Below are 19,312 nucleotides of genomic sequence, written 5' to 3' on the forward strand. Positions count from 1 at the left end.
CGGGTCAGCCTGCATTGCGGGGAAAGGTCGTTTGCCCGGCCGGCAGTTCTACCCATGGCATCTGTGAATCCGTCCACACGCTGATGCCTGGCTTGAATGCACCGGGATTGTCCAGCGTGCCCGCCTTGACGATGATCAGCGCAGGATTGCTGCGCGTTTCAGAAAACAGCGGTGAGCCGCACGTGCTGCAGAACTTTCGCACGACAGCATTGCCTGACTCGGTGTCTGTATCGTCATAGGCAGCAGGTTCTCCCGAGACCGTAAGCGCCGCCGCTGGCAGGAGCAGGTTTACCGAGAACGCACTGCCCGATTGTCGTTGGCAGTTCCGGCAGTGGCATTGCGCAACTGCGATAGGCTTGGTCTTACAGGCATAGCGTACCTTGCCGCAATTGCATCCACCTTCGATCATCAAACCCTCACCCAAAGCATCACAGACCTAGCACTGCCTTTGCGATGATGTTGCGCTGGATCTCGTTGGAGCCGGCGTAGATGCTGCCCGCTCGATCGTTGAGATAGTGCAGCGGTGCAATGGCCGCATCGCGCTCGCCAAGCCAAAGTTCATCCCTGTGCGGGATGAGGTTCGGCCCCCCGGCCATGCCTGCCTGCGGCTGGAACACCGCCCCGTATGGTCCGGCAGCATCCAGCGCCAGTTCGGTCAGATGCTGGCTCAGTTCTGTGCCAATCACTTTCATAATCGAGCCGGAAACACCGGGGCGACCACCCGCAGCAGCTGCTGCCATCGCCTTGAATTCGTAGACTTCCAGGACATCGATCCGCGCCTGCGCCTCTGCCACGCGCATCGCGAACAGGGGGTTCGCAATCAGAGGACGCATCCCGACCGAGGCCAGCTCGCGAATTCGTTCGAGCCGCACCTGCAGTTCAGGCGCATAGGCGCTGCCGCCACGTTCGAATTCCAGCAGATACTTGGCGACGGTCCAGCCATCATCGACCTGCCCGACAACATTTGCAGCGCTGACGCGAACGTTGTCGAAGAAGATCTGGTTCTGGATATGCTCGCCCGATGTCATCATGATCGGCGTGACGTTGATGCCGGTGCTGTCCATCGGGATCAGCAGGAAGGTAATGCCTCGCTGCGGACGGTCCTGCTTGCTCGTTCGTACTAAGCAGAAAATCCAGTTCGCCACATTGGCGTGTGTCGTCCAGATCTTGGTCCCGTTGCAGATGAAGTCATCGCCGTCGCGCTCTGCCGTCATGGCGAGCGCGGCAAGGTCGCTGCCCGCCTGCGGCTCTGAATAGCCCTGGCACCAGAAATGCTCGCCCGAAAGTATGCGCGGCAAGAAATGGGCTTTCTGCTCCGCTGTGCCATGGCCAATCAGCGCCGGTCCACACATGGAAATCCCCATTGGCGAAACGGGCGGTGCTCCTGCCCGCACACGCTCGCGCGTAAAGATATAGCGCTGCGTGATCGACCATTGCGCACCGCCATATTCGCGGGGCCACGCCGGTGCCGCCCACCCCTGAGCATGCAGCCGTTTTTGCCATTCCATGGACCGTTCATGGTTAGCATAGACGCTCGTCATCCAGCGGCCCGCTGCCCGTAGTTCGGGCGTAAGCTCGCGGTCCAGAAACTCTCTTACCTCCTCTGCGAAGGCGAGATCTTGGGCGGTCCACTGCATGTCCATGGCACGAAAGAAGCACGATGGCGCTTGCCTTGTCAATTATCTAATGCAATTCGATATAGCATCCTTACGGGATTAGGAACTGGGCAAGACGGGAGGAGCCAGCGATGGATTTTGATTCAGATTTCACCTTGACCATCAATGGCCAGGGGATCTGTACCGCACGGGAAATGGACGTGGTAAATCCCGCCACCGGCCTGGCATTCGCTCGTGCCCCGTTGGCAGAAGAAGCAGAACTTGATGCTGCAGTCATTGCGGCGCAAGCGGCATTTCCCGCGTGGAAAGCGCTCGGGTGGCACCGTCGGCGCGCCTTGCTGCTGGCTGCCGCAAAGGCGCTGGAACCGCACACCGACGCGCTCGCTCAGTTGTTCATGCGCGAACAGGGCCGGCCGCTTGCCATGGCGCGTGGAGAAATTGACCTTGGTATCCACTGGATCAAGGCAGTGGCACGTCAGTCGCTCGAAGACGAGACGGTCGAGGATTCCCCGGCGCGCACGGTTTTTGTCAGGCACGAACCGCTGGGAGTCGTTGCCGGTATCGTTCCGTGGAACTTCCCGTTCCTGCTTGCCATCTGGAAGATCGCACCGACTCTAATCAGCGGGAATACGATGGTTCTCAAGCCTTCTCCATTCACACCGCTTTGTGCGCTGAAGCTGGCAGAAATCTGGCGTGACATCCTGCCTGCTGGCGTGTTCAACGTCATCAATGGTGAAAACGAACTCGGCCCGATGATGACGGCTCATTCGGGCTTTGCGAAGATCAGCTTCACCGGATCTACCGCAACCGGCAAGCGCGTGATGGAGGCTGCCGCGCGTGATCTCAAGCGTGTAACTCTTGAACTGGGTGGCAACGATGCCGCGATCGTCCTGCCCGACGTGGATGTCAAAGCTGTGGCACAGAAGCTTTTCTTCGGCGCGTTCTACAACAGCGCCCAGATCTGTATTGCGACCAAGCGACTCTACGTGCACGATGCCATCTACGATGCGATGCGAGACGAATTGGCCAGACTGGTCCTGGCAAATGCGGTAGGTGATGGCAGCACACCTGGCGTGATGTTTGGTCCCGTCCAGAACAAGCCACAGTACGACCGGGTGAACTCATTGATCGCCGACGCGCGCGCGCAAGGGCTGACGATGATTGAAGGGCCAGCGCCAAGGGGGCAGTCAGGCTATTTTATTCCTCTTACGCTTGTCGACAATCCCCCCGAAGACGCCGCAGTCGTGCAGGAAGAGGCGTTTGGCCCAGTCCTGCCACTTTTAAGGTACTCCGATATCGATGACGTAATCGCGCGAGCAAATGCGTCCGAGTATGGTCTTGCCGGAGCGGTATGGACCGGTGATGTTGCGCGCGGCATCGAAATAGCGAATCGGCTCGAAACAGGCACGGTGTGGATCAATGATAACCTGCAGAACGCTCCGCACATACCGTTCGCAGGAGCAAAGCAATCGGGCCTCGGCGTCGAGAATGGCCTTGACGGCTTGCGCGAGTTCACATGGCGGCGCACGGTTTTTGCTCCCAAGCCGATCGAAAGGCATGAAGGCGCGTGAACTTCGAACTCGACGACACGCAGAGAATGCTGCGCGACACGCTCGCGCAATTTCTCGCACAGCGCTACAGCTTCACCGATCGCGTTAAAGCATCGCGCAGTGAGCCAGGCTTTCGTCAAGATACCTGGCGTGCGTTAGCTCAAGATCTTGGACTGTTCACACTTGTGGAAACCGGTGATGCGGTCGAACAGATGATCGTCATGGAGGAGATCGGGCGCGCATTGCTACTAGAGCCTGTTGCAGAAACACTCTTCCAAGGCGGCTGGCTTATCAATCGCGCTAACGCAAGCAAGCATCCACTCCTGCCCTCGCTTATGCGGGGTGAGGTGCGACTGGCGCTTGCTATTACAGAACCAGATGCAGCCGACCTTCTGCAGGATATCTCCTGCACAGCAGCACGCGATCGAAAAGGCTGGCGCCTCGACGGAAATAAGTCGCTTGTTGTCGCAGCGCCATGGGCCGACTGGCTGATCGTCGCTGCCCGCACAAGCGGCCGGCGTGGAGATCTCAGCGGGGTCTCGCTGTTTCTCGTGGAATCCAGCGCTGCCGGTGTCGAGCTACGGTCTTGTTCCCTGATCGATGGCCGCCGTGCTGCAGACATTGTGCTTTGCGATGTGCGCCTTCGTCCAGACGCGCTGATCGGACAGGCAGACGCGGCTTTGCCCTTGCTTGAAGAACTGAGGGATCGGGCGATCGCCGGTCTCGTTGCTGAAAGCTGCGGCGTGCTTTCCAAGATGGTCGATGACGCCGTAGACCACTGCAAGCAGCGACGACAGTTCGGACAGGCAATCGGATCCTTCCAGATAATACAGCATAGGCTGGTCGACATGCACATTGAACTTGAACAGGTGCGTGCGGCATCGCTGCTGGCAACCCTGTCTCTCAATGGCGATCAGGAAAGGCGGGCGCGCGCCGTCTCTGCCGCCAAAATCGCTTCTGCTAGAGCCTGTCGCTTCATCGGTCAGAATGCTGTTCAATTGCACGGTGCCATGGGTATGACCGACTATCTCGCAGTAAGCCACTTCTTCCGTAAGGCTACGCAAATGGAACGTGAATTTAGTACACCTGATTGGCACCTACAACGTCTGGACAGGCATAGATAAAATCGACCTGTGTAGATCAAAGCTCAGAACCTATTGAATTGCTCGCCGGGGCAGTGCGGCATGGTTTCAATGGCCATACTCAGAAGGGTGCTCCATGGTGCAAAAGTGGCAAGAAGAAATGCGCGACCTAAGCTGAGAGTGCAACCATGCTGGAGCTCGTGCGGTAGCTCGATAGCAATCCAGGTAGCCATGCGCCTAACCGAGCATAATTCTGGCACACCGCGGGTGCCGTAACGGCGCGAGCACCTTCTTTAAATCACCACTTACGAACCAGTGTCTCACAATGACCTCCATCAAGCGTGTATGCGCCTCGCTAACGGGCTGACCCTGCGGAAATTTGAGAGGAACCAATGTCTGGAGGTCACTGAGTAACACGCGCGCTTTCATCAGACTCCGCATCATTCAGCTTTGGTTTAGTAAAATAGGCCTGCCGAAATTGACATAAGCTTCGATTGCTTAACCGGGCCGAACGAATGTCTGCTTCATACGCCCAGAAATCTGAAATCTGCCATTCAGCGAGCTGAGCTGCACCCCATTGCCGGCCAGGGCCTGCCGATCGGCAATCGGCCCATCTCCAGACTTTACCTTAATACTACCATCGTTTCGTCGTGGATTCAGAGTGGGACCGAAATTTCCCCAATGATTTGAGTGCCCATCTTTTGACTCCAAGGGGCACCACTTTCTGAGAAACGCGCATTGCGGCGCTTTTCGTCTCCTATCATAGGTGACGCCTGCGAACTGCTTGGCTCCGTAGCTGCGGGCGCGCTTTCGACCATTCAGCGCAATCTCTTGGGATCGATTCCTCGTCAAGCGGATCGCAGGGTGTCTGCAGGTCGGCGCTTCACTCCGTTTCCACGGTCGACCTGGCCATCGCCGTTGGCGGAACCGGTCAGAAAGTTGGCAAATGCAGACGTGGCCTCTCGCCCCTGTTCGGGGTGAACTGCGGATTGAAACATCAGTCCCGCGGTAAGTTCGCTCTGCCGCGTACGGCAGCAGAAACGAGAGGAAAACAACCGTGTCCGATGTACTTGAAGCGACAGCTGTCCAGACGCAAGGCGAAACGGAAACATTTGACGTACTCATCGTCGGCGCCGGTATTTCCGGGATTGGTAGCGCATATCACCTGAAAACCCAATGTCCCGGTAAGAGCTTTGCCGTGCTTGAGGCCAAGGAGAGCTTCGGCGGCACATGGCATACTCACCGCTATCCCGGCGTGCGATCCGATTCCGATCTCTATACCTTCGGCTATCGGTTCAAGCCGTGGGTCGGGGCACCGATCGCGTCGGGAGATGAGATTCTCAAGTACCTGTCCAGCGTGATCGCGGAGAACGACATCGATCAGCACATCCGGTACGGGACGCTCATTGTCCGTTGCTCATGGTCAAGCAGCGAGCGGATGTGGACCGTGGAAACGCGCGGTTCCGTCGGTGGTCAGCCCAAGACGTACAAGTGCAACTTCCTGTGGATGTGCCAAGGATACTACGATCACGAAAATCCTTTCCTGCCGCAATGGCCCGGCATGGAGGACTTCAAGGGTACGCTCGTCCATGCCCAGAAGTGGGACGGCAGCGTTGACTACGCCGGCAAGAAGGTGGTGGTCATCGGTTCGGGCGCCACGGCGGCCACCGTGATCCCGGCGATGGCGGACAAGGCCGGGCATGTCACGATGCTGCAGCGTTCGCCGACTTACTTCTACTGCTATCCAAACCTTTCCGAACTAGCCGATCGCTTGCGCGAGATCGGCGTCGACGAGCAAACCGTCCATCGCTGCGCCCGGCTGGACTACCTGCACAATCTCAAGACACTCGATCGGCGTTCCCGCACCGAGCCTGACGTGGTCGTGGAAGAACTGAGGGCGCTGGTCAGGCTCTATGCGGGCGAGGAATTCGAATTCGCACCTCATTTCGTGCCGCGCTATCGCCCGTGGCAACAACGCCTGGCTTTCATTCCGGATGGTGACATGTTCGTGAAGATGCGGGAGGGGAAGGTCTCCGCGGTGACCGACAAAATTGCCCGCTTCACCGCCAGCGGCATAGCGCTGGAATCGGGCGAGCATCTTGAGGCGGATGTCGTCGTGGCGGCGACGGGCTTCAACCTTCTGGTGATGGGCGGGATCGAATTCGAGGTCGATGGCAAGCCGGTCGACTGGAGCAGCACCCCTACGTTCCGAGGAATGATGTTCGCCGATGTCCCCAATCTCGCCTGGGTCTTCGGCTATTTCCGTGCGGCCTGGACGCTGCGGGTAGACCTGTTGGGCGACTTCGTCTGCCGCCTGCTGCAGCATGCCGATGCGAAAGGCGCCAGCGAGGTCCGGATCGTGGTTCCGACCAACCTTGCCGACGAGCCTCTGACCCAGTGGATCGAAGACGACAACTTCAATCCCGGCTACCTGATGCGCGACATCGACAAGCTGCCCAAGCGGTTGGGTGATCGTCCCGAGTGGCGACATTCGCAGGATTACTGGATGGAAGCCGAGGACATTCCTTCCATCGACCTCGACGGACCGGAATTCGTCTATCGCTGACCAAGCCGGGGCCCGGCGCCGCAGGGAAAATGTGGCCCGGGCCTAATTGGTTCTCGATCCCAAGCCAAGCAGGTTGCGGCGGTATTCGAGCGCTCCCATGCCGGACCAGCGTTTGAAGGCCCGCGAAAAGCTGGATGGTTCCGCAAAACCAATAGTGAAGGCAATGCTTTCCACCGTCATCCTGGGATCGGAGAGCAGCTGGCAGGCGCGATCGTAGCGGGCCTTGTCGACGATCGCGGAAAACCGAGTGCCCTCATCGGCTAGTCTGCGGTGCAGAGTTCGCTCGGAAAGCGCCAGGCGTCGCGCGGCATCGCCTGCCTGCAACGCGCCGGCATCCGGACACGAGCCCAGAAGCATGGACAGGCGATGCGATAGTGGCGCATCGGAGCGCGCCTTGCCAATGGTCTGATCACAGCGTGTCAGATAAAGCGTCTGCAGTTCGACATCCCCCAGCGGCAGCGCCTTGCCCACGGCGTTCGGCAGGAAAACCCACCGGGTCCGATCGGCATTGAACTCGACCGGGCAATTGAAGCTGCGGCGCAATTCCGACCAGTTACGGGGCGCGTCCACTGCGATCATCACGCGTTCGAGCACCTGCTCATTCCCCATCAGGTCCCGGATCAGGGTGTTAACCGCGCCCAGATCGCGATGCTGGGTAAACTCGTAAAGGTCGGGGGCAATGCCCTCGTGATCGGCGACCAGGACAGCGGCGCCGTTTTCGCTGGTCTGGAACCGGTAATGGATCAGGGAAAAGGTCAGCGCCTGATACTTGCAGGCGATCTGCAAGGCATCGCCCAGCGTTCCGGCGGTCATCATTGCCAGCCCGAGTGCGCCGTACTTGATCGAACGGTACCGCTGGCCGATGTCGAACCACAGGTCGGTCTGTCCGGTGGTGAGCTGGACAAAGCCTTGCTGTATGATCAACTCTTCCTTGGCCAGCACCTCTTTCGGATCATCGTCAAGTTTCAGGGACTTGATCTGATTGTGGCGGCAAAAGGAATCCCAGTTGGCGTTGAGCGTATTCACGACGGCCGACTGGATGATGCGCGCGCTGAGATCCGGCAAAGCGGCGTAAAGAGCCTCGGGGTTCATGGCATCCAGTCTCCCAACTTCGCCGATATTTTCACGGTCTTGTGCCGAGGATACGGCGCGGTGGCAGACTGCGTCAATAACTTGGCGCGCCACGCCATGGCCGGGTTTGGCAGTTAGAGACACATTCTTCCCCAACATAAAGGGGAGAGACCGTGTCGAAACTCGCGCGAATGGCCGCACTCGCGGTCACGACCATTGCCATTTCCGCAACCGCATCATCGCAAATCGCACCGCCGCCGCAGGCTTTGCAGGACGCTGCTTGGCAGAAGCTGCTGGCGAGCTCGCGCCAGGCCGGAGATTGGGTCACCTATGGCGGCACGTTCAAGGAGCAGCGTTTCAGCAGCCTAGCGCAGGTGAACACGCAGAACGTGATCAACCTGGGTCTCGCATGGTCCTATGAATTCGACACCAATCGCGCGCAGGAAGGCACGCCGATCGAACACGACGGCGTGCTTTACGTGACGACAGCCTGGTCCAAGGTCTATGCTTTCGACGCAGTAACGGGCCGCCAGCTGTGGCACTTCGATCCCGAGGTGCCGGGCGAGTACGGCGCAAAGGGCTGCTGCGATGTCGGCAACCGGGGGGCGGCGCTCTTTGACGGAAAGCTGTACTTCGGCACATTCGATGGACGCCTGATCGCGCTGGACATCAAGACCGGAAAGCCGGTGTGGTCGGTCGTTACGGTGGACCAGTCCAAGACCTACACCATCACCGGGGCGCCACGCATCGTGAAGGGGCGGGTCGTGATCGGCAATGGCGGTGCGGAACTCGGCGCGCGCGGCTATGTGACCGCGTATGATGCGCGCACGGGCAAGCAGGCTTGGCGCTTCTACACTGTGCCGGGGAACCCGGCGGATGGGCCAGATGGCGCGGCCTCCGACAGGATTCTGGCGCAGAAGGCGCAGTCCTCCTGGTTCGGCGAATACTGGAAGCAGGGCGGTGGCGGAACGGTGTGGGACTCCATCGTGTATGACGAGGAACTCGACCAGCTCTACATCGGCGTGGGCAACGGCAGCCCCTGGAACTATCGCATTCGCAGCGAGGGCAAGGGCGACAACCTGTTCCTTTCTTCGATCGTGGCGCTTGATCCCGATACCGGCGCCTATCGCTGGCACTATCAGGCAACGCCCGGCGAGACCTGGGACTACACCAACACCCAGCAGATCACGCTCGCCGACCTGACCATCGATGGTCAGCCGCACAAGGTGCTGATGCAAGCGCCAAAGAACGGCTTCTTCTTCGTGATCGACCGCACCAACGGCAAGTTGCTGTCTGCGAAGAACTTCGTCGATGTGAACTGGGCCACCGGGTACGACATGGCCACGGGCAGACCGGTCGAGGTTCCTGCCTCGCGCTTCGAAAAGGCACCGGCCGTGGTGATGCCGGGCGCGCTGGGCGCGCACAATTGGCAGCCGATGGCCTTCAGCCCCATGACCGGCCTTGTCTATATTCCGGCCAACAAGGCGCTGTTCGCCTATGAACAGCCGTCGGACTACGCCTTCCGCCCCGGTCGGTGGAACCTGGGCCTGGAAACGCAGCGCACGTCGCCGCCCGATGATGCTGCGCAGGTCGCCGCGACGCGGGCCCTTCTGGGTGGTCGACTGATCGCGTGGGATCCGGTCCGCCAGAAGGAGGCCTGGGGCTTCGACTATCCCGAGCCGTGGAACAGCGGCGTGCTGGCGACTGCTGGCGGGCTGGTCTTCCAGGGCGATACCCGGGGTAATTTCCGCGCCTTTGCTGCCAGCGATGGAAAGATCCTGTGGAGCACCAACCTTGGCATGGCGATCATGGCCGCGCCGATGACATTCGAATCCGGCGGCCACCAGTATGTCGCCGTGCTGGCCGGCTATGGCGGCGCCTATGCCCTGACATCCTACTTCAATGACAATCCCGGCCCCCGGCCCAATGGCCGCATCTATGTCTTCCGCATCGGGGCCAGGACCAAATTGCCTGTGGTAGCGAAGATTGAAAGGGCCCCGGCCAATCCGTCCGCAGAGGCGTTTCCGCCAGCCATCGTGGCGCGCGGTGAAGCCCTGTTCCAGAGAGATTGCTGGGCCTGCCATGGGCCGGGCGCAGTCTCGAGCGGCGTGGTGCCCGACCTGCGGCGGTCGGGCGTGCTGCCCAGCGCCGAGGCGTGGAACGCTGTGGTCATCGGCGGAGCGCTGAAGGACCGCGGCATGATCAGCTTTGCCCAGACCTTGTCGGGCGAAGATGCCGAGGCCCTGCGCGCCTATGTCTCCTCCAGGGCGCTGCTGCTTCAGCAGCAGGAAAAGGGAGGCGCGAAATGAGCGCCCCCTTCATCCTGCCCGAAACGGCCGCCGTTCTTCAAGCGCTTGCCGCGATGGACGGCCCTCATTTGGGCGATCTCCCCGCACCCGCTGCGCGCGAAGTATATCACCAGCTTGGCGATGCATTCGAAGAGGCTACCGACCCGGCCGTTCGCACGGTCGATTTCGAGGGCGAAGGCGTGACGATGCGCGCCTATTTCCCCGGCGATGCGCAACCGGGGCCGGTCATCGTCTATTATCACGGCGGTGGCTGGGTGATTGGGGACCTTGATACGCACAACGCTCTCTGCGCCCGCCTTGCTTCCGTGACGGGGCTGCGGGTAGTGGCAGTGGACTACCGCCTTGCGCCCGAACATCCCTACCCGGCTGCGCACGATGATTGCCTTGCTGCCGCACGGTTCGTGGCGCAGGGCCCCTCGGTGCTTGAAGCCCCGGTCAAAGGGATCGCGCTTGCCGGAGACAGCGCTGGCGGCGCCCTCGCGCTGGCGGTCAGCGGAAAACTCGAAGCTGCTCAGCGCCTGGCCCAGTTCCTGATCTATCCGGTGGGCGATTGTACCGAGCCTGAGGAAGGCTCCTATGCCCAGTTCGCCGAAGGCTTCCTGCTTGATCGCAAGCTGATGCACCGCTTCATCGAAGACTACCTGCCGAATGTGGCAACCCGGCAAGACCGCGACGTCTCCCCATTGCTCCACGAATTGCCGGCCAGCTCGCCACCGACCGTGATCGTGGCTGCGGGCCTGGACCCCTTGCGCGACCAAGGTCGTGCCTTGGCCGCACGGTTGATCATGCAAGGGGCCGAATGTCACTATCTGGAGGCCGCCGGCCTCATCCATGGCATGGCGACGATGCGTCGCGCCTTGCCGAGCGGCGACGCCCAGATCGTACGCGGAGCGCTTCTGCTCGCCGACCTGCTCAGAAATCGCAAGCCAGACTTGCAGGGGGAATCCTGATGCGCAACTACCTTGATTTCTACATTGATGGCACATGGGTGGCGCCGGCGCAGCCGCGCTCGCTCGAGGTCATCAATCCGGCAACCGAGGACGTGGCCGGAACCATAAGCATGGGATCCCGGCCAGACGTGGACCGTGCCGTGGCTGCCGCACGCCGCGCGTTCGAGAGCTTTGGACGGACCAGCCGGGCCGAGCGGCTTGAGTTGCTGGACTGCGTGCTGGCAGAACTGGTGGCCCGCAAGGACGACCTGGCCGCGGCGATAACCGAAGAAATGGGCGCACCAGCCGGGCTTGCCTCGGCCGCCCATGTCCCTTTCGGCATCGGCCATTTCCAGATCGCTCGTCAGGTCCTGGCCGAGCTCGAACCCGACCGCGCCATTGGATCAACCCTGATCACCGCCGAACCGATCGGCGTCGTGGGCATGATCACGCCATGGAACTGGCCGCTGAACCAGATCGCCTGCAAGGTGGCCCCCGCATTGGCGGTTGGCTGCACAATGGTGCTGAAGCCTTCCGAGGTGGCACCGTTCAGCGCGCAGATCTTCGCCGAAGCCATCCACGCCGCTGGTGTCCCCGCTGGCGTGTTCAACATGGTCAACGGCGATGGCCCCAGCGTTGGGGCGGCGATCTCGTCCCACCCCGGCGTCGACATGGTTTCCTTCACCGGATCGACGCGGGCCGGCGTGCAGGTAGCGTGCGATGCTGCCCCCACCGTGAAACGGGTTCACCAGGAGCTTGGGGGCAAATCGGCCAACATCATCCTGCCCGATGCGGACCTGGCCGATGCCGTGGCGCGCGGCGTCGAAGCGATGATGATAAACAGCGGGCAAAGCTGCAACGCGCCTTCACGCATGCTCGTGCCGATCAGCCGGATGGATGAGGCGAAGTCCGTTGCCGCAGCGACCATTGCGAGGCAAGTTGTCGGCTCTCCGACCGAAGCCGTGGCGCTTGGTCCCGTCGTATCGCAGGTCCAGTGGGACCGGATTCAGGCCCTGATCACGCAAGGCATTGCCGAAGGAGCGACACTCGTCGCTGGCGGCACCGGCCGTCCCGAAGGCCTGGACCGCGGCTACTATGTCAGGCCGACCGTTTTCGCGGATGTCACCAACGAGATGACCATCGCGCGCGAGGAGATCTTCGGACCGGTGGTGGTGCTGATCGGTTACAGCAATGTCGAAGAAGCTGTCAAAATCGCCAACGACTCTGTCTATGGCCTTGCCGCCTATGTGCAGTCCGCCGATCTCGAACAGGCACGCGCCATCGCCTCGCGTCTGCGGGCAGGACAGGTCTTGATCAACTATGCAGCGCTCGATCTGAACGCTCCGTTCGGCGGCTACAAGCAGTCCGGCAATGGCCGCGAATGGGGTGAGCACGCCTTCCACGAGTTCATGGAGGCCAAGGCGGTGCTCGGTTTCGCACCTGCCTGACCGCGCCAGCGGGCCACTGACTTGGCACCACGAGCCAAGAACTTGGCACGCGGCGTCATGGCTCGCCAAGCCAGTCTGACGCAATTTGCGAACCAGAAACGACCGTCCGGACACCCGCACCTCGCGGAATTGGTCCGGCAATAAGAATTGAGGGAGAGAGACACATGAAGCTTTACCTTGAGCTGAGGGGAATCCTGCTGTCCGGAGCTGCCGGGATCGGACTGTGCGCCGTGTCGGCGCAAGCCCAGGAAGCCGTGGAATCGAGCGACCAAGGCGCAGTGGCCGACATCGTCGTCGTCGCCCAGAAGCGCGCGCAGAATTTGCAGGACGTGCCGCTGGCCGTTTCGGCGCTAGCCGGCGACGAACTTCAGTCGCGGGGCGTGAGCGAGACGTCTGACCTGCAGGGCTTCGTGCCCAGCCTTCAGATCACCACGCCTTATGGTCGCACCCAGCCAAACTTCTCGCTGCGCGGCGTTTCCGTGGCCAACGAATTCTCCGCATCGACCGCATCGCCAGTCGGCGTCTATGTCGACGAAGTTTACCAAAGCTTTCGCGCCAGCCACGGCCAGCAGCTCTACGATCTCGAACGGGTCGAAGTTCTGCGCGGACCACAAGGCACGCTCTATGGCCGCAATACCACCGGTGGCGCGATCAGCTTCTTCACCAACAAGCCGAAGCTCGCAGGCACCGAAGGTTATGCAACGGTCGGCTACGGCAACTACGACACCTGGACTGCGGAAGGCGCGGTCGAGGCGACGCTCGTGCCTGATGTTCTTGGCATTCGCGTAGCCGGTACGTTCGCCAAGGGGGATGGCTGGCAGTTCAACCCTGCCCAGAACCGCCGCACTGGCACCACCGACACTTATGCCGGCCGCGCCAGCCTGCGCTGGAAGCCGACCGAGGCAATCGACGTAAACTTGAAAGGCTACTTCGCGCGCGACAATCCGCTGGCGCCAAACCCATATGCGATCGGTCAGTTGGCTGGCGACCGGGATGTGCTTGGATACTCCCGCTTCGACCCTGCCCAGAATGGTGGCCGCCCACTTGGCAAGGATGAAGTGGCTGCCGATACAGGCGGCAATTATTACACTGCGTCGCGCGGCTTCTCGCTAAGCGTCGCAGCGGAACTTTCCGACAGTCTGACGCTTACGTCGATCACCGGCTACGACTGGGGCAAGTACAGCAACTCGCCGTTCGATTGCGATGGTTCGCCCAATGATGTCTGTGCCCTGCGCTACAACTCGTTGAGCAAGAACTTCAATCAGGACCTGCGCCTCACCTTCCAGGCCGACAAGCTCAATCTTGTTGCGGGCGTCTATTACGGCAAGGACACGATCAAGACCCGCAACGAGATCGACTTCTTCGGTGTGCTCGAGCCTCTGCTTCGTTCCGCGGGCGTTGGCGACAGCTTCTTCAACGCGCCGGTATCGGCACCTCAGGCAGCAGCGATCATCCCGGCATTCGCGGTCAATCCGGCGCTTGATCCCACTACGGCTGCCGGTTGCGCACCCGTCGCGACAGGCAACCCGAACGGCTTTCTCGATGCCCGCTCGCTGATTGCGCTTCTGACGGATATCCAGCTCAACAACTCGGGCGGCGGCGGCTTTGGCGGTGCCATCTCGGCAGCGTGCCGCGCGGCTGGTGCGCCTCCGTTCGGCCCGATCAACGGCGAACAGCGCTTCACCGTGAGCAGGCCCTCGTTCGCGATCTATGCCGACGCAAGCTACGACTTCACCGATGCCCTCACTGTCAGCGTCGGTCTTCGCTACACGCGCGACAAGATCGATTATCTCGATGGGCGCACCGTTCTATATGACCTTGGCGGGCGGAACATCGTCGCCAGCACGATCCCCTATTCCTTCCCATACAACGCAAACCTGCCCGCGCTCGAACAGCGCGAGTCCGCGAACCGCCTGACCGGCCGCGTCAACGTGTCCTATGATTTCAACGATGATATCATGGGCTACCTCAACTACAGCCGAGGCTATCGCGGAGGCAGCTTCAACGGGCTGGCCTATCAGGGCACGAACCAAGTCTACTTCATCAAGCCCGAGTCCATCGACGCTTACGAAGGTGGCCTGAAGGCCAGACTGTTCGATCGGCACGTCCAGCTGAATCTGGCCGGGTTCTATTACAACTACAAGGGCCATCAGGTTACCCAGGTCATCGGCGCAACGACCTTCACCCGCAGTGCCGATGGTCATCTGTATGGCGGTGAAGCAGAGCTGACGTGGCAGATCACGCCGACACTCCGGCTCGATGCATCGGCCAGCCTGCTGCGCAGCGAGTATCGTGGCAATGTCGTCACCCCCGCCGATCCATCCAGCCCGACCCGCAACGTCAACGGCAATCCGTTCCCCAATGCCCCGCGCGAGACATTCTCTGCCGGCTTGGACTGGGATGCCTACAAGTCCGGCGATTGGCGCGTGAATCTGCGCGGCGATGCGGCATACACGGGGCGCTACTACTTCGATCCGTTTGGCGATTATGGCCTGAAGCCCTGCGATCGACCGGGCGCGCCGGGTGCCGTGCGGCCTGCCGGTATCGCCATTACCTGCGGCAATCCGGGCTACTGGCTCGTCAACGGTCGGATGACGGTGGAGAAGGGCAACTACTCGGCCAGCCTCTGGGTCAAGAACCTGACCAACAAGTATTACTACAGCTACGGCTTGAACATCGACATCTTCGGTCTCGATTACCTCAACCGCGGCACGCCGCGCACCTATGGCGTGGAGCTTACCGCGCGCTTCTGATGAGCCACCTAACTCGGGGCGGGCAATGCCCGCTCCTCTTTTCGTCGCCAGCAGGGGGACTTACCACGTGCGCCTGAAAGGGAAAGTTGCGCTTGTCACTGGTGGCAGCTGCGGGATCGGTAGCGCCGTCAGTCGTGCCTTCGCGCGGGAAGGCGCAAAGGTGGTGATTACCGACATACGAGTGGGCGAGGGGAACGCCTTGGCCCGAAGGCTGCGCGCAGATGGCGTTGAAGCCCTGTTTCTACGACAGGACGTGACGCAGGAGCAGGGCTGGCAGGAGGTGTGCGACCAAGTGGTTGAGCATTTTGGTGGTCTGCATATCCTGGTAAACAACGCCGGTATCGCTCTGACTGGATCGATCGAGACGCAGACATTCGCAGACTGGCGAACGACAATGGCGATCAATCTTGACGCAGTGTTCCTCGGCACGCGCGCGGGGGTGCTTGCCATGCGCGACGGCGGCGGATCGATCATCAATCTGTCGTCCATCGAAGGCATCGTCGGCAATCCACATGTGCCCGCCTATAATGCCTCGAAGGGCGGCGTGCGCCTGCTCACCAAGTCCGCCGCCATCCATTGCGCAAGGGCGGGCTACCGCATCAGGGTCAACAGCGTTCATCCCGGCTACGTCGGGACTGCACTGGTGCAGGATGCTCTCGCGCACTTGCCCGAAGATTTTGCAGACAAGACGCTGGAGCGAATCCCGATGCAGCGTTTTGGCGAAGTAGAAGAGATCGCTGCGACAGTCGTGTTCCTTGCGTCAGACGAATCCAGCTACATGACTGGCTCGGAACTTGTGGTCGATGGAGGGCTGATCGCATGACCTCGCTTCCGGTTGACGGCGCAATGCAGGACTGGAAGCTGCGAGTCACTCATCTGATAGATCATGCCGCGCGCGAGCATGGCAGCCGCGAGATCGTCAGCCATTGGGCCGACGGCAGCGAAACGCGGACCAACTGGTCCGAGATCCGCCACGATGCGCTGCGCATGACCCAGGCACTGCGCAAGCTGGGTGTGCAGCCCGGGGACCGGATCGCCACGCTGGCGATGAATCATCACCGGCATCTGGTTTCGTGGTACGGAGCAGTGGGTGTCGGCGGCATTCTCCACACGCTCAACCCGCGCCTGTTTGACGATCAGCTCGAATACATCGTCAACCACGCCGAAGACCGCGTGATGCTGTTTGACAAGGTCTGGGCGCCGATCGTCGAGCGGATGAAACCGCGCTGGCCCACGGTCGAACACTATATCTGCTTCGACAGCAGCGAGCCTGCCTTGCACTTCGAGGAGTGGATTGCGGCAGAGGATGGGCAGGCCGAATGGCATGACGGCGAAGAGCGCGATCCGTGCATGCTCTGCTATACCAGCGGCACCACCGGCAATCCCAAGGGCGTGCTCTACGAACACCGCTCGACCATGCTCCATGCGCTGAGCGCGATCAGCCCGCCCGTGTTCGGTATGGACTGCCGCTCGGTCATGCTGCCGATCGTGCCGATGTTCCACGCGGCAAGCTGGGGTCTGCCCTGGGCAGGCGCGGCGGCGGGGGCGAAGTTCGTCTATTCGGCGGTCAACGACGGCGCGGTGCTGTGCGACCTCATGAACCGCGAGAAGGTGACGTGCTCTGCCGGCGTGCCGACCGTCTGGCTGGCGCTGCTCCAGCATGTCGATGCCCATAATGGTGGTGAGATTCCTCCGACTTTGCAGACCATCGTCTGCGGCGGATCGGCCATGCCGCGCGCGATGATCGAGCGCTTCATGCGCGCCGGGCGGCGTGTGGCCCATGCCTGGGGCATGACCGAGACTTCGCCCATCGGCACGACCGGTGCCGAGACATGGAACTGGGATGAGCTTTCGTTCGACGAACAGGTCACCGTCAAGGCGATGCAGGGCCGTCCGCCGTTCGGGGTTGAAATCCGCTGCGTCGATCTGGGCGACCCCGAGAAGGTGCTGCCACGCGATGGCAAGACGTCCGGCGCCCTGCAGGTGCGCGGGCCGTGGATCGTCAAGCGCTACTTCAAGGCCGAGGCCGATGCGGTTGTGGCCGGACAGTGGTTCGATACCGGTGACGTTGGCCTGATCCACCCGGACGGGACGCTGCAGCTGACCGACCGGACCAAGGACGTGATCAAGTCTGGCGGGGAGTGGATCAGTTCGGTTGAACTGGAGAATGCAGCGATCGGCCATCCGGCGGTGGCCGAAGCCGCGGCGATCGGCATCTATCACCCCAAGTGGGACGAGCGGCCGCTGCTGGTGGTGGTCAGGAAGCCCGGGGTCGATGTCAATCAGGAGGAAATCCGCAGTTTCCTTGGCACGCATGTGGCAAAGTGGTGGGTGCCCGATGCGGTGGCGTTCGTTGATGCGATCCCGCACACCGGCACCGGCAAGATCAGCAAAAAGGACCTGCGCGATCAGTTCCGCGATTACGCCTGGGACAAGGTGGCTTGAGAGGAGTGCGACGCATGAGCGGGCAATCGATCTTTATTACTGGAGCCGCCTCTGGGATTGGCAAAGCAACGGCATCACTGTTTGCAGAAGCCGGCTGGCGAGTCGGGTTGTGCGACATTGACGCTGGCCGCCTTGCGGACGTTGCCACAAGGTTGGGCAACACAGCGTCGGTTCATCTGGCGGACGTGTGCGATCCGGAGGCGATGTCGGTCGCGCTGGAGACGTTCGCCAGGCACGGTGGCCTCGATGTCATGTTCAATTGCGCCGGTATTCTCGCAATGTGCGAGTTCGCCGATTGCTCGCTTGAGGCAATGCACCGAATTGTCGATGTCAACGTGAATGGAGTAATCAACGGCATCCACTTGGCTCTGCCGCACCTCCGCAACCGGACAGAGCCGCGCGTTATCAGCATGTCTTCGGTCGCTGCAATCCACGGCATTCCAGAAGAAGCGGTTTATTCCGCAAGCAAGACCGCCGTTCGCGCACTTACCGAGGCGCTCAATATCGAACTGGAGCCAGCCGGGATCTGGGTCTGCGACGTGATGGTCGCCTATGTTGCCACTCCAATGGTCCTAGCAGCGCAGGAAAGGGCGAAGTCGGTCGACATCCTTGGAGTGAACGTCGCCCCTGAACAGGTTGCCCAGACCGTCTGGAAAGCGGTGCATAACCGCCAGGTCCACTGGTTCGTCACGCCCGAGGACGAAGCCGTGGCTGCCCAGATCGATGTCACGCCATGGGATCAGAGGCGAGACATCATCAAACAGATTACCGGCTTTGCGTGATGACACAAAGCAGGGGTATGCGCAGATTGCTGCCGGAGGCTTCGGAGTTAAGGCTATTCCGTTAGCTCCTACTTGCCGCCAACTTGTAAGGGAGCACAGATTTCCAAATGATCTGAGTGCCCACTGGACCAGCTCGCCGCGACAATCGCGGCGGTAGCGGGGCTGATAGGGTCGCGGGCGACGAGCATAGCGATCCTTCCACAGACCGGCTTCGATCATCAATTTGCGCAGCGTCTCGCGCGAAATGGTGATCTGGTGCCGCTCGGCCAGATACTCGGCCGCCAAGGTCGGTCCGAAATCGGCGTAGTGCTCGCCCACCAGGGTGATGACCCGCTGACGAAGGGCGTCGCTATGACGCCGGTTGCTTGGGCGACCACGCCGCCGGGAAACAAGACTTTCGGGGCCTTCGGGCCGCAAACGAAGGAGTAATCGGCCGACCTGACGACGCGTCAATCCCAAAAGCGTCGCCGCATCTTCGACCCGCAGCTCGCGGCGCGTCACCCGAAGCAGCGTATCATACCGCGAAAGCTCGCCACGGCTCATGGCCACCACCGTCATAAGCGCATCCTCCACAGCAGAGGATGACCATGCCACCACGGACCGCGAGCACCTATTGCAATGGGACATCTCTATTTTGCGCTGTGATTTCTATTTGAAGTGCGAGCTGGACACCCGCAAAAACTCCTCGCGTTGAGGTCTTTGCTGTGATTCATTCGGGGCATTGGACGGAGAGGTTTGATGCACCCACGCAGCCTGTTTTC

13 protein-coding genes and 1 pseudogene are annotated in these 19,312 nt (G+C 61.1%); 10 read left to right on the forward strand and 4 right to left on the reverse strand.

The annotated features are described in order from the left end of the window. Positions 1-4: 4 nt before the first annotated feature. Positions 5-409: a GFA family protein gene (locus HGI47_RS19445; RefSeq protein WP_168854434.1), complete on the reverse strand. Its 405-nt coding sequence runs from the start codon at positions 407-409 to the stop codon at positions 5-7. Between the two features lie 19 nt (positions 410-428). Next, positions 429-1,643 carry an acyl-CoA dehydrogenase family protein gene (locus HGI47_RS19450; protein WP_168854435.1) on the reverse strand — a complete coding sequence of 405 codons (1,215 nt, stop codon included), beginning with the start codon at positions 1,641-1,643 and terminating at the stop codon, positions 429-431. Positions 1,644-1,747: 104 nt separating this feature from the next. Here HGI47_RS19450 and HGI47_RS19455 point away from each other — a divergent pair, with 104 nt between their 5' ends. From HGI47_RS19455 to HGI47_RS19465, 3 genes are all read left to right on the forward strand, one after another. Continuing rightward, entirely contained in the window at positions 1,748-3,187 is a 1,440-nt protein-coding gene (locus HGI47_RS19455; RefSeq protein WP_168854436.1) for an aldehyde dehydrogenase family protein, read from the forward strand. After that, the gene (locus tag HGI47_RS19460) at positions 3,184-4,290 is read left to right on the forward strand and encodes an acyl-CoA dehydrogenase (protein ID WP_168854437.1); all 1,107 of its coding nucleotides are present in this window, start codon (positions 3,184-3,186) and stop codon (positions 4,288-4,290) included. Before HGI47_RS19455 ends, HGI47_RS19460 begins: the two co-directional genes overlap by 4 nt. A gap of 1,015 nt (positions 4,291-5,305) precedes the next feature. Further along, the gene (locus tag HGI47_RS19465) at positions 5,306-6,814 is read left to right on the forward strand and encodes an NAD(P)/FAD-dependent oxidoreductase (RefSeq protein ID WP_168854438.1); all 1,509 of its coding nucleotides are present in this window, start codon (positions 5,306-5,308) and stop codon (positions 6,812-6,814) included. A gap of 42 nt (positions 6,815-6,856) precedes the next feature. On the opposite strand, the gene HGI47_RS19470 is transcribed toward HGI47_RS19465, so the two are convergent. Then, positions 6,857-7,999 carry an AraC family transcriptional regulator gene (locus HGI47_RS19470; RefSeq protein ID WP_168854439.1) on the reverse strand — a complete coding sequence of 381 codons (1,143 nt, stop codon included), beginning with the start codon at positions 7,997-7,999 and terminating at the stop codon, positions 6,857-6,859. Positions 8,000-8,058: 59 nt separating this feature from the next. On the opposite strand from HGI47_RS19470, the gene HGI47_RS19475 reads away from it, so the two are divergent. The 7 genes from HGI47_RS19475 to HGI47_RS19505 all read left to right on the forward strand — a co-directional run bounded on the left by HGI47_RS19475 (position 8,059) and on the right by HGI47_RS19505 (position 18,551). Continuing rightward, a complete protein-coding gene (locus HGI47_RS19475) occupies positions 8,059-10,194 on the forward strand; it encodes a PQQ-dependent dehydrogenase, methanol/ethanol family (protein ID WP_370521799.1) in 2,136 nt (711 codons plus the stop codon). Continuing rightward, positions 10,191-11,144: an alpha/beta hydrolase gene (locus tag HGI47_RS19480; RefSeq protein WP_168854440.1), complete on the forward strand. Its 954-nt coding sequence runs from the start codon at positions 10,191-10,193 to the stop codon at positions 11,142-11,144. The genes HGI47_RS19475 and HGI47_RS19480 overlap by 4 nt, the downstream gene beginning before the upstream one ends. Continuing rightward, on the forward strand, positions 11,144-12,571 hold the full coding sequence (locus HGI47_RS19485; RefSeq protein ID WP_168854441.1) for an aldehyde dehydrogenase family protein: 1,428 nt from the start codon (positions 11,144-11,146) through the stop codon (positions 12,569-12,571). The genes HGI47_RS19480 and HGI47_RS19485 overlap by 1 nt, the downstream gene beginning before the upstream one ends. A 164-nt stretch (positions 12,572-12,735) precedes the next feature. Continuing rightward, complete coding sequence (locus tag HGI47_RS19490) at positions 12,736-15,324, forward strand: TonB-dependent receptor (RefSeq protein WP_168854442.1); 2,589 nt, start codon at positions 12,736-12,738, stop codon at positions 15,322-15,324. Positions 15,325-15,349: 25 nt separating this feature from the next. Continuing rightward, on the forward strand, positions 15,350-16,147 hold the full coding sequence (locus HGI47_RS19495; RefSeq protein WP_168854443.1) for a glucose 1-dehydrogenase: 798 nt from the start codon (positions 15,350-15,352) through the stop codon (positions 16,145-16,147). Further along, positions 16,144-17,769 carry a long-chain fatty acid--CoA ligase gene (locus HGI47_RS19500; RefSeq protein WP_168854444.1) on the forward strand — a complete coding sequence of 542 codons (1,626 nt, stop codon included), beginning with the start codon at positions 16,144-16,146 and terminating at the stop codon, positions 17,767-17,769. The genes HGI47_RS19495 and HGI47_RS19500 overlap by 4 nt, the downstream gene beginning before the upstream one ends. 14 nt (positions 17,770-17,783) lie before the next feature. Continuing rightward, a complete protein-coding gene (locus HGI47_RS19505) occupies positions 17,784-18,551 on the forward strand; it encodes an SDR family oxidoreductase (protein WP_168854445.1) in 768 nt (255 codons plus the stop codon). Between the two features lie 231 nt (positions 18,552-18,782). On the opposite strand, the pseudogene HGI47_RS22750 reads toward HGI47_RS19505, so the two are convergent. Next, positions 18,783-19,178: pseudogene (locus tag HGI47_RS22750) on the reverse strand (helix-turn-helix domain-containing protein); the annotation flags it as partial. Positions 19,179-19,312: the final 134 nt, after the last annotated feature.

The organism is Novosphingobium sp. ERN07, from assembly GCF_012641335.1.
In the GTDB taxonomy this organism is placed as follows: Bacteria; Pseudomonadota; Alphaproteobacteria; order Sphingomonadales; family Sphingomonadaceae; genus Novosphingobium.